11 protein-coding genes are annotated in these 15301 nt (G+C 65.8%); 3 read left to right on the top strand and 8 right to left on the bottom strand.

Going from position 1 to position 15301, the window contains the following annotated elements; genetic code table 11:
- Nucleotides 1-66 precede the first annotated feature (66 nt).
- From G3N58_RS03675 to G3N58_RS03650, 6 genes are all read right to left on the bottom strand, one after another.
- Nucleotides 67-684 (bottom strand): DUF4136 domain-containing protein, encoded by a 618-nt coding sequence (locus tag G3N58_RS03675; RefSeq protein WP_167282912.1) that lies wholly within the window; start codon nucleotides 682-684, stop codon nucleotides 67-69.
- 87 nt (nucleotides 685-771) lie between these two features.
- Nucleotides 772-3237: a CHASE2 domain-containing protein gene (locus tag G3N58_RS03670; RefSeq protein WP_205998508.1), complete on the bottom strand. Its 2466-nt coding sequence runs from the start codon at nucleotides 3235-3237 to the stop codon at nucleotides 772-774.
- An 83-nt stretch (nucleotides 3238-3320) separates the two neighbouring features.
- Entirely contained in the window at nucleotides 3321-4739 is a 1419-nt protein-coding gene (locus tag G3N58_RS03665; RefSeq protein WP_167047198.1) for a FecR domain-containing protein, read from the bottom strand.
- 38 nt (nucleotides 4740-4777) lie between these two features.
- On the bottom strand, nucleotides 4778-5512 hold the full coding sequence (locus tag G3N58_RS03660; protein ID WP_167046890.1) for a response regulator transcription factor: 735 nt from the start codon (nucleotides 5510-5512) through the stop codon (nucleotides 4778-4780).
- 983 nt (nucleotides 5513-6495) lie between these two features.
- Entirely contained in the window at nucleotides 6496-9957 is a 3462-nt protein-coding gene (locus tag G3N58_RS03655) for a DEAD/DEAH box helicase (RefSeq protein ID WP_205998498.1), read from the bottom strand.
- 171 nt (nucleotides 9958-10128) lie between these two features.
- Nucleotides 10129-10572: a MerR family transcriptional regulator gene (locus tag G3N58_RS03650; protein WP_205998497.1), complete on the bottom strand. Its 444-nt coding sequence runs from the start codon at nucleotides 10570-10572 to the stop codon at nucleotides 10129-10131.
- Nucleotides 10573-10640: 68 nt separating this feature from the next.
- Between G3N58_RS03650 and G3N58_RS03645 the strand changes: the two genes are divergently transcribed.
- Nucleotides 10641-11876: an NADH:flavin oxidoreductase/NADH oxidase family protein gene (locus G3N58_RS03645; RefSeq protein ID WP_205998496.1), complete on the top strand. Its 1236-nt coding sequence runs from the start codon at nucleotides 10641-10643 to the stop codon at nucleotides 11874-11876.
- Nucleotides 11877-12047: 171 nt separating this feature from the next.
- Nucleotides 12048-12458: a hemerythrin domain-containing protein gene (locus G3N58_RS03640; RefSeq protein WP_205998495.1), complete on the top strand. Its 411-nt coding sequence runs from the start codon at nucleotides 12048-12050 to the stop codon at nucleotides 12456-12458.
- 217 nt (nucleotides 12459-12675) lie between these two features.
- Here the strand turns inward: G3N58_RS03640 and G3N58_RS03635 are convergent, their stop codons facing one another.
- The gene (locus G3N58_RS03635; RefSeq protein WP_167046904.1) at nucleotides 12676-12996 is read right to left on the bottom strand and encodes a DUF4148 domain-containing protein; all 321 of its coding nucleotides are present in this window, start codon (nucleotides 12994-12996) and stop codon (nucleotides 12676-12678) included.
- A 247-nt stretch (nucleotides 12997-13243) separates the two neighbouring features.
- On the opposite strand from G3N58_RS03635, the gene G3N58_RS03630 reads away from it, so the two are divergent.
- Nucleotides 13244-14266, top strand: coding sequence for a LysR family transcriptional regulator (locus tag G3N58_RS03630; protein WP_205988510.1), 1023 nt, complete (start codon nucleotides 13244-13246; stop codon nucleotides 14264-14266).
- 109 nt (nucleotides 14267-14375) lie between these two features.
- Here the strand turns inward: G3N58_RS03630 and G3N58_RS03625 are convergent, their stop codons facing one another.
- On the bottom strand, nucleotides 14376-15233 hold the full coding sequence (locus tag G3N58_RS03625; protein ID WP_205988509.1) for an SMP-30/gluconolactonase/LRE family protein: 858 nt from the start codon (nucleotides 15231-15233) through the stop codon (nucleotides 14376-14378).
- Between the last annotated feature and the right edge of the window lie 68 nt (nucleotides 15234-15301).

Below are 15301 nucleotides of genomic sequence, written 5' to 3'. Positions count from 1 at the left end.
TCAGCCCCGTCAGCCCCAACCCAACAGCGCCGTTAGCCCAAAGCCTATCCCTGCCTTAGCGTTGCCTCAACGCTGCAACGGCTGCAACGGCTTCATCGACTCCACACTCGCCGCGCCGCTCGTCTTGTCGATGCTCAGCTTCACGCGCCAGTCGGCCGGTTCGTCGAACGGCAGCTTCGCAAGCGCCGTTTTCGCGAGCAGCGGCAGCGCATGCAGCGGGTCCGCATTGCGATCGACGAACACCGCGCTGACCTTGTAGCGCTCCTCGCCATTCGCGTAGTCGAAGAAGCGCAGCGTCAGCGTATGGCGATACTCGCGCCCGAACATCAGCGCACCGAGCCCGCCGCCCGAGTCGCCGCAGTCGGCCGGCTCGCAATCCTTGCCGCCGATGCCGACCGACGCGAGGCGCGTGCTGTACGCCATCGACACACGGTAATGCGCCTGCTTGCCGTCGCTATCGACGAAACCGTGTTTCGCCAGCTCGTCGCGCACCAGCTTCTCCGCCTGCGGATGATCGGTGCTGCCTTCCTGCGGCTGCGTGCGCGCCATCGCATAGGTCGGCTCGCCTTGCAGCGCGGCGGCGGCAGGGTCGGGCCGCGCGACGTGCACGTCGGCGCTCGGGCCCGCGCAGCCGGTCAGGCTCGCCGCGGCCAGTGCCGCGCAAAGATAGAAGACTTTTGCCATTTCCTCGTTTCTCTTGGATGGATCGCTCTCGGGTCAATCGGATAGGACACGGGCGCGGCGCGATCGGTTCGGCCGCTTACGCGTCGGTTAGGCGTCGTCGAGCGCGGGCAGCCAGATCGTGAAAGCCGTGCCCTCGCCCGTGGCGCTGACGACCTCGACACCGCCGCCGTGACGGGTCACGACGGTCTTCACGAACACCATGCCCAGTCCCGCGCCGCCCACTTCCGGCCGCTCCGCCTCGTGAAAGCGCCGGAAGCGCTCGAACAGCCCGGCCTGCTGCTCCTTCGGAATGCCGTAGCCCTGATCGCGGATCGTGCACGACACGCGCCGCGCCGTGCCGCCCGGGTGCGGCCCCGCCGGCAGGCTCGCGAAGCTGCAGACGATGCGCGTGTCTGGCGGACTGTACTTGATCGCGTTGTTCAGAATATTGACAAAAGCACGCGTCATCAGCGAGCGATCGGCGCAAATCCAGTGGCCGTCGCTGTCGGCGTCGCCCGTCTCGGTGTGCAGCGCGATGCGCTTCGCGTGCGCCTGCGGCCAGACTTCGTCGCTCGCGTCGATCACCAGTTCGGTCAGGCTCTGCGGTTCGAGCACATAGGTTTGCGACTCGGCGCGCGCGAGCTGTACGAAGTCGTCGGCGAGCGTCAGCGCGCGCTGCGCATAGCGCTCGATACGTTCGAGCAGGCCGCGCGCGAGCGCCGGCTCGGTCCGCGCGCGCTCCATCTCGACCAGCGCCAGGATCGACGCCTGCGGCGAGCGCATGTCGTGCGACAGCAGCCGCAGCGCGTCCTCGCGCTGACGCTCGGCCGCATGCAGCGCCGACACGTCGACGAGACCCGCGATCCAGCCGGTCGTCTCGCCCTGCGCGTTGGTGCAGGTCGCATAGCGCAGCAGATGGTCGCGCTCCTTCGCGTCGCGCACTTCGACACCCTGCGCCATCAACGCGGCGAATTCGTCGCGCCTCGGATCGAGCGGCGCCGGCCAGTGCGCATGCGCGGACAGGTTGCGCTCGGCGTCCGAGGCCGCGCCGCTGTCGATCGTCTTCACGAGCGTCAGGCCGCCGAGCACCGTGTGCATCGGCTGGTCCTCGGGCATCGCTGCGCCGAGCCGCGCGAAATGCGCCTTGGCCGCGTGGTTCGCGATCAGCACGATGCCGCGCAGATCGCTCACGAGAATCGGCTCGGGCACGCTGTCGAGGCTGTCCCACACGAAGCGCTTCATGTCCTGCACGCGCTGCGCGGCCTGCGCCATCAGCGCCATGTGCTGTTCGAGCACATCGCCGCCGAACTCGCGGCGGCTGCGCGGCGCCTCGGGCAGCAGATGCGGTTCGTCGGCGAGACGCTGCAGTTCGCCGCGCAGATAGGCCATCGTCATTTCGAGGCGGCGCCAGTTCCAGATCGGATAGACGATCACCACACCGAGGATCGCCGGCACCGGCGACATCCAGAGCCGACCGCCGTAGAGCAGTCCCGCGCTACCGGCCGCGGCGAGCAGCACGAGCGTGCCGGTCAGGAGCAGCGAGCGGCGCGGCGACAGCACGAGAAAGCCGGCGAGCAGCGCGGCGAGCGGCGCGAGCGACGCCGCGAACACGAACCAGCGCCCGACCGGCTCGATCTCGCGGCCGGTCAGCAGCGTGTCGAGCACGTTCGCGTGAATGTAGACGCCGGGCAGCGGCCCCAGCTCGCCGGACACCGGCGTCGCGAAGCGATCGTACAGGCCCGAGGCCGTCACGCCGATCACGACGATGCGCCCGCGCAGCTGATCGGCCGGCACCTTGCCGTCGAGCACGTCCGCGAAACTGAGCTTCGTGTAGTTGCCGGCGTTCGAGCCGAACGGGATCAGGAAACGGCCCTCGCCGCCGTCACTGCCTCGGGCTTTCCCGCGCACGGGCTCGGCCGAGCGGCGCGGCGGCGGACCGCCGCGCAGATGCAGCTTGCCGCTCTCGACCGCTTCGGCGACGAGCAGCATCAGTTGCGGCCAGCGCGAGCCGTCGTCGCCCTGGAAGCGCGCGACGCTGCGCACGATGCCGTCGCTATCGACCTCGAAATTGATGTGGCCGATCCCGGCGGCCGCGCGCGCGAGCGCCGCGACCGGCTCGACGACGACCCGGCGGCCAGTGTCGTCGGGCGACGTGAGCAGCAGGGGCAGATAGGTCGGGCTCAGCGCGACCGCGTGGGCGAGCGCGGCGTCGTCGAGATTCGGTTCGGTGAACAGCACGTCGTAGACCACCGCGGCCGGTTGCGCCGCCGCGATCCGTTCGAGCAGCTTCGCATGGACGCTGCGCGGCCACGGCCAGCGGCCGAGCCGCGCGATGCTCGCGTTGTCGATCTCGACCATCACGATGTCGGACAGCAAGGGCTGCGCGCGGGCGCCGAGGAAGCGGTCGTACACGAGTTGATCGATGCCGCCGCTTAGCCGCCCGAACGAAGTGAGCAGGATCACCACGATGCCGAGGCAGCCGACCGCTACCCACTCGATCAGGAAACGCCGGCCGGCGCGCCGGCCCAAACGGGCACGTGGATCGAGGCTCAAGCGCGCGGAGGTCGTGGGAATAGTGGGCAACGAACGATGTAATCCGGGACGGGGGGACGAAGAGACGGACCGGCCGCGGGGCCGGTCCCGAGAATCTACCAGCGTCAGCGCGCCAGCGTAAAGGAGCGGACCGAACTGTTCTTTTCGTAGAACCGGCCGTTTTCGAACTGCTCGGCGACGATCATCCAGTAGTAGTCGCCCGCGGGCAGGTCGCTCACCACCAGCTGGCCGCCGGGCAGGTCGGCGCGATCGACGATCGGATGACTCAGGTCTTTGGTTTTGGCGAGCACGAAACGGAAGCGCGTCGGCACGTTGCTCTGGCTCACGAACCAGCGGAATTCGTAGTCGTGGCTGCCCGCGCGCTGCGCGGCCGAGGCATCGAGCCCGAGCTGACGGCGCTCGAACGCATAGACCTTCGGCAGGCCATCGAGACCGTTGCCGTCGGTCGAGGCGATCCGCACGAAATACGTGCCGTCGGGCAAAGCGCCGAAATCCGCGTGCGGCGCGCTCACGCGCATGTCGCGCACGAGATCGAGCTGGTCGGCGTCGTGCGAAATCTGCAGGCGATAGCCGACCGCGTGCTCGGCCGGCGCGAGATCGAACGCGACGGTCTTGCCGTCCTGCACGCGCGCGGGCTGCAGCAGTGCCGGCGCCGGCAACAGCTCGACCGGACTGCCGACCGCGCCGCCCGCATGCGTGATGTTGCCGAAGCTCGCCTTGACCAGTTGCTCGGACGCCTGCAGCGGCACACCCGGCGCCGGCGCGGCGCGCCGTCCACCCTGCGCGCCCTGCGCGGCCGGATCGACGCCGACCGCGCCGTCGAGCACCGCGACCGAAGTGGTCTGCGCGCCGCCGTCGTAATCGACGCGAAAACGCGTACCGCGCACGCCCGCGACCACCGACGGCGAGCGGATCTGGAAGCGGTCGTCGGGCCGCGTCGCATGCGTCACCTGGCTCTCGACTTCGCCGCGATGCAAATCGAAAACGCGGTCGCCCGTGCCGGTCAGCACGGTGTGCCGCAATTTCTCGATGTCGAGTTCGCCGTCCTGCGCGACCGTGACGTACGAGCCGTCGGGCAGTTCGAGCGTGGCGAAGCCGTTCGTGCCGGTGCGTACGCGATCGCCTTCGGCAAGCGTCGTGCCGGTCTTGAGCGGCAGGTACGGGCTCGTGCCGAAGGCGTGCTCGACTGGTCCGCTCATCGCGACGACACGCGCCGTGTCCCGATCCTGGCGAAGCTTGTCGGTCGGCAGACGCAGCACGATGCCGGCCGGCATGCGGCGCGGCGCGGGTACGTGATTAAGGCGGCTCAACAAGGCCCAGTCGGCGGGATCGGCCATATAACGGCCGGCGATGTCGTACAGCGTGTCGCCCTCGTGGGTCGTGTACGACACGTAAGCAGGCGGCGCCTTGACACCGGCTGGCGCGCCACTCGCGCGCGCCTGCGCGGCGGCGCTCCCGCCGATTGCGCTCGTTGCCATCAGGCAGGCCAGCGCGAGCCACGCGGTGGAGCGGCGGCCCGGCATGGCAGCGCGGGTGCGCGCTGCCGTATCCACGAAAACCGTCACGCCTCCCCCGCTTCGGAACGTTCCGCGGCGGCCGGCGGCGCATCGGTTTCGATCCGCTCGAGGCGATAGCCGTAGCCGTAGATCGGCGTCAGACGGTAGCCCTGCTCCGGGCGCAAACCGAGCTTGCTGCGCAGCATCGAGACGTGGGTGTCCATCGTGCGCGACGGGATGTCGGTGGCCTGCTTCCAGATCACGTCGAGAATATGCGCGCGCGACAGCGGCCTGCTCAGGTGCTGGAACAGCAGCAGCGCAAGCTCGAACTCTTTCTGCGTGACGGCGACCGGCGTGCCGCGCACGACGACGTGCTTGGCGCCGAGGTCGAACTCGAAGTCGCCGAAGACTTCCTTGCTCGCCGGGGGCTTCAGATAGTAGGCGCGGCGCAGCAGCGAACCGACGCGCGCAAGCAGTACCGCGGCGGAGACGGGCTTGACGAGATAGTCGTCCGCGCCGGTATTCAGGATCGAGGTGATGTCGGTTTCGCGGCCCCGGCTCGTCATGAACAGAACCGGCAGGCGCTCGGAGAGGCTTTCGCGCACCCAGCGCAGCACCTCTTCGCCGGACATGTCGGGAACGTTCCAGTCGAGCACGAGCAGATCGAACGTCTGACGCCGCAGCTGGCGCACCAGTTCTCTGCCCGCACCAAAGGCGTGGCAGACATGCCCCGCCGCCGACAGCGTTTGACAAACAAGATCGGCCTGGGCCGAATCATCATCGAGGACTGCAATTCTCATAACACCCCACAACGCAATAGCGCCTTTCCTGGCGGGTCGCCGGCTAACCGGCAGAGCGCCGGGATGACGGTGCGAACCGCCGATCCGGCTTCCCCCAAAAGAGTCCGGCTGCTATTCCTGAATAAATGGTCCTTTGCCTTCGCCCCCGTTTCGCACTGCTTTCGCATAAGCTCGAAATCAGCGCATAGACGAAATTGCATTCGATTATGCGGGGCAGATCATCATAATCGAAACCCTCTTTTTCCGGCTGCCGTGTGGCGGCAATCCGTCGCGAAAAAAACCTGATTGAAAGCGTCCTACGCGTTTTTCTTAGATTTTCCTATGACCGCCGGTGTATGCCGGAGTCCCGGGAAATGCACGTGCTCAAGACTGTTATCGTTGCCGGGAAAGTGTTTGGCCCCGTCTGCAAATCCCCTTTCAGCCAGTTCGTGAAAGAACTTCGATTTAACAATTTGTTGGCTAGTATAGGAATAGTCTCAAGATAAATGGTTTAAACATTGTCAGATTTCGTTGAAACTTCGTGTCGCCGAATGCCTCCGCGATCGACTCGCAAGAACGCCGATACCCGTTGGCTTGCGCGAGATCGAACGAGGGATCGGAATTGATTCGGATCGGGCAGGAAGCAGCGAAAGACCAGGATGGCCGGCGGCCGGTCGATAAAAAAAGCGGCGTCGCCTCACCGAGGTAACGCCGCCTCAAACACTACACACGCTCGCCGGGGTCTAGCCGCACGAGTCACGCCACGGTAGCCGCGACGACATTCGCGCTCAAGAGGAAAGAACTGCCTTTGTAACCGCTCGCGAGATAACTCTTACCGGCGCCACTTCGCACAATAGCGCCGAAGGTCGGCGCCACATGCGTCCGATATTGATATGAGCAGACCCCGTCTCGCGCATCGACTTACATTAAACTTACGTATGTAAGAGTTTTGTTACAACTTGTCCTCGCGCTCCGGGGTTCCGATCTCACGCCGTCGGCTTCCCTCACCTCGCGCCTTCGATCTCCGGCATCGGCGCGAACAGTGCATCGAGGTCGTCGTCGGAGAATTTCGCCGTGCCGGCGGCGTCTTCCGCGAGGATGCTGTCGGCCAGCACGGCCTTCTGCTCCTGCAACGCCACGATCTTTTCCTCGATGCTGCCCGCCGCGATCAGCTTGTAGACGAACACCGGCTTGTCCTGGCCGAGCCGGTGCGCGCGGTCGGTGGCCTGATTCTCGGCGGCGGGGTTCCACCACGGGTCGTAGTGGATCACCGTGTCGGCGGCGGTCAGGTTCAGCCCCACGCCGCCCGCTTTCAGGCTGATCAGGAACAGCGGCACGTCGCCCTGCTGGAACCGCTCGACGGGCGTCACGCGATCGGCCGTGGTGCCGGTCAGCATCACGTAGGGAATCGCGGCTTCGTCGAGCGCGGCGGCAATCAGCGCGAGCATGCCGGTGAACTGCGAGAACAGCAGTACGCGGCGCCCTTCTTCGATCAGCTCGGGCAGCATCGACAACAGCAGATCGAGCTTGGCCGAGCGCATCTGGCGCTCGCCACGCGCGGCAGCGCCGCCGCCCGCGCCGGCTGCGGCGACCAGCCGCGGATCGCAACACACCTGGCGCAGCTTCAGCAACGCGTCGAGCACGATGATGTGGCTGCGCGCGAGCCCCTGTGCGCTGACCGCCGCGCGCACCTTTTCCTGCATGGCGATACGCACCGTCTCGTACAGATCGCGCTGCGCGCCTTCGAGATCGACCGGGCACACGATCGTGGTCTTGGCCGGCAGCTCCTTCGCGACTTCGTCCTTGCGACGGCGCAGCATGAACGGCCGGATGCGGCGCGCGAGCAGCGCGCGGCGCACGTCGTCGCCGTTCTTCTCGATCGGATTGCGCCAGCGCCGCGTGAAGTCCTTCTGGGTGCCGAGAAAGCCCGGCAGCAGAAAATCGAACTGCGACCATAGCTCGCCGAGATGATTTTCGAGCGGCGTGCCCGTCAGACACAGCCGATGCCGCGCGCGCAACCCGCGAATCGCCTGCGCGGCCTTGGTGGACGCGTTCTTCACGTACTGCGCTTCGTCGAGAATCAGCAGGTGGTAGTCGTGTTCGGCCAGCACCTTCTGGTCGCGCCACAGCAGCGCATAGGTCGTCAGGATCAGCTCGTGTGCGCCGATCTGCTCGAAGCGCTCCTTGCGTTGCGGCCCGTTGAGCACGAGCACCTTCAACTCCGGCGCGAAGCGGCGCGCTTCCTCGCGCCAGTTGTGCACGAGCGTGGTCGGCACGACGATCAGCGCGGGACGCGCAAGCCGCCCGGCTTCTTTCTCCGCGAGAATATGCGCGAGCGTCTGCACGGTTTTGCCGAGGCCCATGTCGTCGGCGAGCACGCCCGCGAGATCCTGCTCGCGCAGAAATTGCATCCAGTCGAGGCCCTGCTGCTGATACGCGCGCAACGCCGCCTTCAGACCGCGCGGCACCGGCACTGCGCGCAGCCCCGGCCCGGCTTGCAGACGGCGCGCGAGTTCGCGGATCGAGTCGTCGCCGCTGAATTGCCAGCGGCCGGTGTCGTCGAGCGCGGCGAGCCGGCCGGCATCGACGGCGGCCACGCGCAGCGGCGCACCTTCGGCGAGCGCGCCGCCGAGCGAGTCGAACAGATCGACGAGCACGCGCACGACCGGCTTCAGGCGATCGGCGCGCAGCCGCAGCCGCTTGTTTTCCTCGGTCTTCAGCTCGATCGGCTCGCTGTCGCCGATCGTTTCGAGCGCGCCGCCAAGCCAGCGCCGGTCGCGCCGGAACAGGTCGGCAAGCAGCGGCTCGAGCCGCACGTTGCGCTCGCCGACGCGAATGCCCATCTCGAGATCGAACCAGCCGTCGCCGGCCTCGCGCGCGGTGCCGTCGATCGCGTCGATCTCGATCACGTTGTAGCGGAACTCCGGCGCCATCGTCACGCGCCAGCCCTTGGCGACGAGCTCGGGCACCGCCTCGTTGACGAACCCGGACCATGCATCGGCATCGGGCAGACCGAGCATCGTGTCGGGCAAGAGGCGCGACGCATAGACGCTGCGCGTCGGCACCTTCTGCAGACCGGTCTTGCGCAGTTCGAGCAGGCGCTTTTTCTCGGCCTCGTAGCGGCGGCGGATATGGATCACGTCGCCGCCCGGCAGCGGCACGAGCGTCACGCCGCTGTCGGCGTTGATGCTGACGCCGTCGTAGTCGAAGCTCACGGCGGCCAGTTCGAGCGCCGCCGACTTGCGCGGGCCCGCCGCTTTCGCCGCCTTCGCCGCTTTTGCGCCCGCGGCCTCATGGCTGTCGAGCGTGAGCACCGGCACCGGATCGACGTCGATCACGCGCAGCGCGGACGCCTCGTGAGTGGGCGGCGGCGGCAGTTCCGGCGCCACCTCGCGCAATACCGACGCGACGAGCGGCGCCTCGGCGAGCGAGATCGGCGGCATGGCGAGGTAATCGGGCAACTGCTGGAACGGCAGCGAGAGCGGCACGATACCGGCCTCGTGCGCGACGCCGTCGACGTACCAGACCGGCTCGGTCGGCAGCACCATGCTCGCGCGCGGCTCGGTGCGCAGCACCGGACGCAGACGCCGGTCGGCCAGCGGCTCCCATTCGATGCGGCCGGGCCGGTCGGCGGCGCGCGCGAGCGGCCTCGGCCCCGCCTCTCCCGGTGCGGCTCCGAAGTCGAAGAACAGGCGGCCGGTCAGGATCAGCTTCTGCAAGGTCTCGGCGCCGCTCGCGCCGCGCAGCACGAACTGGCCGAAATCCTCGCGCGAGCGGCCAAGCCACAGGCCGCGCAGGATCGACAGGTCTTCGTCGGACACGAAGCGAGGCTGCTTCAGAAGCGCGGCCTCGACGTCGTCCCAGGTCTCGCCGATTTCGACGATCGTGCCGTCGGCCGCGCAGCGGGCGCGGTGCAGCACGACTTCGTGGCGCATCTGAAAACGCGACCAGTTGAGCCGGTAGACCAGCGTTTCGGAGCGGGCGGCGCCCGCCTTGCGCACCTCGGCTTTCTTCGCGGCGGCATCGGCCGCCTGCGAGCGGGCGCGAAAACGTTCAAGCCAGCTCACGAGTTCCGGACGCACGCTCGACGACGGCTCGCCGGGCGCGACGATCGTCGGCTCCGCGACGGAAGCATCCGCCCTGCGCTCGCCGCTCTCTTCTTCCACCTGCGTGATGTGATCCATCTCGTCGTGATAGTCGAGTTCCGCGAGCAGCAGCGCCGCGACGTGCTTGCAATCGCGGCCGACCGGGCACGTGCAGTCGCTTTGCGCCCACGGCGAACCGCCGTCGGTGCGAAAACGCACGCGCGTCCGGTACGGCCGCGGCCGCGAGCCCTGCACGTCGCCGCTCAGCGTCGCGCCCTGCCACGTCACGTTGCTGACCGCGCCTACCGAGCGCGCCTTCGCGACCGTCCAGTCACCGAGCCATTCCGTAATGCTTTCCCGATCGAAGAAAACTGACGACATCCGCGTGCGTTCCTGTTCAAACCGGCGAAGGCAGGCGCGACCGCCCGGCGACGTGGTCCGGCGGCGCGTGCCTGTGCTCGCTTGCGATAGCCCGCCATTTTACGCGTCGGACAGACGTGGCCGTGTCGGCCAATCGCAACGGAGATCGCCCCGGCTCCGGCCCGGACCCGCTCAGCGGAGCTTCGCCCCTCTGCGCGGCAGCGCGGCATCGGCGTGGCGCGCCACGCCCTGCCGCTCCTCGAACCGATCCACCTTGAAGCAACGCCCCGCCGCCCACTCGGCCTGAAGCGCGTCGCGCACCCCGAGCAGTACACGGCGCTGCTCGTCGAGCCGCGTGCGCAGCGCATCGATTTCGCCTAGCCTCCGATCGATCCGTCCGAGCAGCCCGTCCTGCGAAAAATCCCCCATTTCCTTGATCGCCGTCTGCATTTCGTCCAGCGTAAAGCCGAGCTTTTGCGCCAGCTGAATCTGCTTGAGCCGCTCTTCCGCCGATTCGTCGTAGATCCGGTAACCGTTCGCCCCGCGCGTGGCCACAGGCAACAAGCCGCGCTGTTCGTAGAAACGGATTGCCGAAGCGGCCATGCCGGTGCGCGCGGCCAGTTCTCCAATCTTCATCTGACTTGACCTTCAAGTGAACTTGAAACCTAGTATAAGCGCCGTTTCCAAGACGAAAAGACCGCCCGATGGTATCGCCACTGTTCGCTCCGCTTCCTCTCCCCAACGGTCATACCCTGCCGAACCGCATCGCGAAAGCCGCGATGGAAGAGAATCTGGCCGACGCCGGACAACTGCCGGGGCCCGCGCTCTGGCGTCTCTACGCCGCGTGGGGAGCGGGCGGCGCCGGCCTGCTGATTACCGGCAACGTGATGATCGACCGGCGCGCCCTGACCGGTCCCGGCGGTGTCGTGCTGGAGCGCGGCACGCCTCTCGAACCGTTCAGGCGCTGGGCCGAAGCAGCGCGGCGGCACGGCGCGCGCACATGGATGCAGATCAATCACCCCGGCCGCCAGGTCATCGCGGCGCTGGGGCATGACGCCTGGGCGCCATCCGCGATCGCACTCGACCTCGGGCGCCACAGCAAGCTTTTTGCTCGGCCGCGTGCCATGACTGCCGGCGAAATCCACGAGGTCGTCGAGCGTTTCGCCGATACCGCGGCGGCGGCTCAGGCGGCCGGCTTCGACGGCGTCGAAATCCACGCGGCACATGGCTACCTGATCTCGCAATTCCTGTCCCCCTTGACCAATCGACGCGACGACGCATGGGGCGGCTCACTCGAGAACCGCGCGCGGCTGCTGCTGTCCGTCGTGCGCGCGGTGCGCGAGCGCGTCGGCACGGCATTCGGCGTCGCGGTCAAACTCAATTCCGCCGATTTCCAGCGCGGTGGATTTTCCGAGGATGACGCCCGGCAAATCGTGCTGTGGCTCAACAACGAAGCCGTCGACCTGGTCGAGCTTTCGGGCGGAAGCTACGAAAGTCCTGCCATGCAGGGACGTACCGCGGACGGCCGCACGCTGGCCCGCGAAGCCTACTTTCTGAGGTTCGCGCGCGAGATCGCCGCCGTGGCCTGCATGCCCGTCATGACGACCGGCGGCATCCGCCGGCAGGCAATCGCGGAATCGGTGCTCGACGCGGGCGTCGCGGTTGTCGGCATGGCCACCGCGCTTGCATCCGTGCCGGACCTGCCGCAACGCTGGCATGACGGTCAGCCGGTCGATGCGCCGCTCGTTGCGGTCCGCTGGCAAGACAAGGCAGCGGCCGGGCTCGCGACCATGGCGCTCGTGAAGCGCCGGCTTTATGCCATCGCCGCGGGACGTCGTCCCCGGCGTTCGTATTCGGCCGTCTACAGTCTCGTTATCGATCGGATTCGCACACGAAAATTGGCCGCCCGATATCGTGAATGGCGAAACGCCAATCGATAAACGCTATTCGTTCCTTTGACCCAACCCGATCTCATGCGCATGTTGCAGATGTCCTGATTCGATGCTCATTTCTTGCACCTGTCTGCTGCACGGCCCGATTGATATCGTTTCGATTTTCCTCGCATGGGGAACACAGCAAATAGAAAATCAAATGGCCAAAGAGAAAGTGACATGAATATCGACAAGTTCAAACAACAGCACATTGAGATCATGAGTACCGTGACGCAATTGCGCAGCTTCAGTCAAGCCGGCGTTGCGGAACACGCCGCGGAGATCGCAAGGCAGATTGTCTCCATGAGCGCCACCATCAAGCTGCATTTGTCGGTCGAGGACGCGGTGCTGTATCCGGCCTTGCAGAAATCGTCCGACCGGTCGCATGCGGTATTGGGCCATCGCTACCAGGCGGAAATGGGGGATCTGAGCGCGGCCTACATGAAGTTTGCCGGCAAATGGCTGTCCGCTCGACGCATCGCCGACGACGCCGACGGCTTCCTGTCCGAAGCGAACCTGGTATTCAAGGCGCTTCACGAGCGGATTCAGAAGGAAAATATCGAGCTGTATCCTACGCTGGAAAAAATATAACCGGCTATTCCGTGGTCTCAAACGGACTGTCGTCACGCCCCTCGCTATAGGTACAGCTGCCTGTGCCTATAGCGAGGGGCGTGAGGTGCCTGCCATAGAGAAAACGAATACGCTACGGAATCCGAAGCGTGCGGGCGGTCCATCGGTTCCGTGCGCGTGATGGATCGCACCGATGTCCACTCTGCGGATCTCGGCACTGAAAAGTTCGCCCTGAACTTCAATTGCCGGAATAGATCGACCGCAGACCGGGGATTTCGCCTGTATTGCCCCGCACGGCTACGCCGGACTGCGACGATCCACTAACACGGCCGCCTACGTCCGTCGCCGACGTCCCGACGTGGCCGCTGGCGATCCGGCTCTGCGCTTCCAGAAGTTTTGTCGGGTAAGACGCGTCGGTATCGCCGTCGTATCCGGCCTGCCGAAGCTGGGCCAGTTCGCTGCGAACCTCGGCGCGAGTGACGGAATGCCCGGATTGGGCAAATGTCAGCGCCGGAACAAACGAGAGTGCAAGAAGGGAAAAAACGAGTCTGCGTTTCATGATCGATACCTCATTGGAAAGGGTGATATAGCTGACGACTTGGCTGTGCTTCGTCGTGGTTCCCAGTGTAGGCAGCAGTATTCCGCTGTTTAAGCGGCACGACGGATACTCACCCTTTCATCCGATGCCGGTAATCGAGCACAGCGTCGCTCAACGGCAGCAATGCTCATTCTTGACATAAACGTCAAAAATGAGCACTATACGTCCATGCCGGATTCGCTTCGGCGCTTTAGCAGGAACGTCTGTCATGGACACCATTCAAAGCATGCGCATGTTCGTTCGCGTCGTCGAAGCCGGCACCTTCACTGCCGTCGCGCATGAAAACGATACGACCACGGCCCAGATCTCGCGCGCTGTTTCGTCGCTGGAGAAGCAGTTGCAGGCCACGCTGCTCCGCCGCAGCACCCGCCATCTCTCGCTGACCGAAGCGGGAGCGCGCTATTACGAGCGCGTCAAGGCCATCCTTGCCGATGTCGATCTCGCACACGCCGAGGCACGCAGCATGGTGACCACGCTCTCGGGCCATCTGCGCGTGCATTCGTCACCCGGGCTCGCCCAGCGTTTCGTCACGGCATCGCTGCTCGCCTATCAGGCCGATCATCCCGACGTAACGGTCGAACTCGGCGTCGAGCAGGATGTGCCGAACCTTGTCGAAGACGGCTACGACGTATCGCTGATATGCGCGTCGCAACTCGCGGATTCCGGCTATGTCGCCCGCATTCTCGGAACGACGCATTCCGTGCTCGTCGCCTCGCCGGCGTATCTTTCCGCGCATGGCGAACCCGGCGAGCCGGCCGATCTTGCAAACCACACACTGCTGCGGTTTGCGAGTCCTATTGGGCCGGCCAACGAATGGCACCTCGAAAATGCGAATGGCGCCATGACGGTGCCCGTGAACGCGTCGCCGTTCCAGGTGAATACGCCCGATGCGCTCGCTCATGCGTTGCGTATGGGCACCGGTATCGGTGCGCTCGCGGTCTACAGCGTGTTCGACGATCTGCGCAGTGGCGCGCTCGTGAGGGTGCTGCCGCAATATCGGCTTCGCCCGTTTAACGTGTACGCGATATACGCTCCGGGACGTTACCCGGACGCCAAGGTTCGCACCCTGATCGAGCATCTTCGAACGACGATTCAGGAAGGGCTGACACAGATGCAGCGCGAACTCGATGCGTTAACGGACACTCAGGACCAGGCTTCGCCAAAGATCGCTGCGCTGCCGGCAACGCCTGCGCCATTGCTCAGGGCCGTTGCGCGAGTGGCGTCCGCGTAACGCACGAAAGGACACGGCGGGAGAGCCGGCCGGTTCTCCCGCGCCGAGGCGCGCTGACACGCCGTATCCGCACACGATGAATCCGCGCCCGATGAAGCGCGCGGCAACATCACGCAACGTTGCATCCATCGCCTGGAATCGCAACACGCAATGTATATATCGCGGCCAGCCGCTTTCGGCTCATCAGATCTTCCGGCGGACCGTCGAACGTGCAACAAAACAGCGTCCGCCCGTCATGGCCGCCGAGTTGGCAAGCCACGGCGCGCCGGTCTCCCAGCGAAATCCTGTCCGTGACGACACCGCCGTCCAGAACACGGAGCACCTCCCCGGTATTGAAGCACGGCACCCATACGCCGCCTTCGCGATCGACGCAGATGCCATCGGGTTGATGCTCATTCAGGTCCGCATAGATGCGGCGCCCCGAAAGATTGCCCTTGTCATCCCGCTCGAAGCTGGTGAGGCGATTCGACCATGACTCCGCAACCACGAGTGTCCGCCCACCGTCCTTCAGTACCACGCCGTTAGGAAAATCCAATCCGCTTGCGGCGACGCGCGCCGAGCCGTCCGGTTCCACGACGTAGAGATCGGCAGGCGCTTTGCCGGCACCGCCAAAGAGATCGTAGCCAAAGTTTCCGACATAGACTCGCCCCTGCCCGTCTACGACCAGATCGTTCAGATCGGCGGGCGCGAGTGCGGACAAATCGGCGTGCAGCACCAGCTTGCCGTCGACGATACGCATCAGTTTCCGGTCGACCATCGACACGACGACCGGCGTGCCGTCCGGCAGAAAGCCGAGCCCCGACGGGCGATGCGGAACCTCGCAGACGACCTCGCGATCGCCCTCAACGGTAACGCGATAAAGCTTCATGTCCGCGATATCGGAAACCCAGAGATGGCCGCCGTACCAGCGTGGACCTTCGAGGAAGGCAAAATGGTCGGCGAGTAATTGAGCCGGTTCGGTTCTCATTCGTATGACATCCTGATCATTGGATTGCGCAACCTCCGCGCTGGCCGGATGGTTTTCGCGGTTATCCG

Source organism: Paraburkholderia sp. Ac-20342, assembly GCF_017104985.1.
GTDB lineage: Bacteria > Pseudomonadota > Gammaproteobacteria > Burkholderiales > Burkholderiaceae > Paraburkholderia.
Note: the sequence above shows the minus strand (reverse complement) of the source record. Positions and strands in the feature narration are given on the sequence as shown.

Coding starts and splice junctions, on each gene's coding strand:
- G3N58_RS03640 (WP_205998495.1), top strand. CDS start 12,048: ATGAATATCGACAAGTTCAAACAACAGCACATTGAGATCATGAGTACC.
- G3N58_RS03645 (WP_205998496.1), top strand. CDS start 10,641: ATGGTATCGCCACTGTTCGCTCCGCTTCCTCTCCCCAACGGTCATACC.
- G3N58_RS03675 (WP_167282912.1), bottom strand. CDS start 684: ATGGCAAAAGTCTTCTATCTTTGCGCGGCACTGGCCGCGGCGAGCCTG.
- G3N58_RS03660 (WP_167046890.1), bottom strand. CDS start 5,512: ATGAGAATTGCAGTCCTCGATGATGATTCGGCCCAGGCCGATCTTGTT.
- G3N58_RS03635 (WP_167046904.1), bottom strand. CDS start 12,996: ATGAAACGCAGACTCGTTTTTTCCCTTCTTGCACTCTCGTTTGTTCCG.
- G3N58_RS03650 (WP_205998497.1), bottom strand. CDS start 10,572: ATGAAGATTGGAGAACTGGCCGCGCGCACCGGCATGGCCGCTTCGGCA.
- G3N58_RS03625 (WP_205988509.1), bottom strand. CDS start 15,233: ATGAGAACCGAACCGGCTCAATTACTCGCCGACCATTTTGCCTTCCTC.
- G3N58_RS03655 (WP_205998498.1), bottom strand. CDS start 9,957: ATGTCGTCAGTTTTCTTCGATCGGGAAAGCATTACGGAATGGCTCGGT.
- G3N58_RS03630 (WP_205988510.1), top strand. CDS start 13,244: ATGGACACCATTCAAAGCATGCGCATGTTCGTTCGCGTCGTCGAAGCC.
- G3N58_RS03665 (WP_167047198.1), bottom strand. CDS start 4,739: ATGCCGGGCCGCCGCTCCACCGCGTGGCTCGCGCTGGCCTGCCTGATG.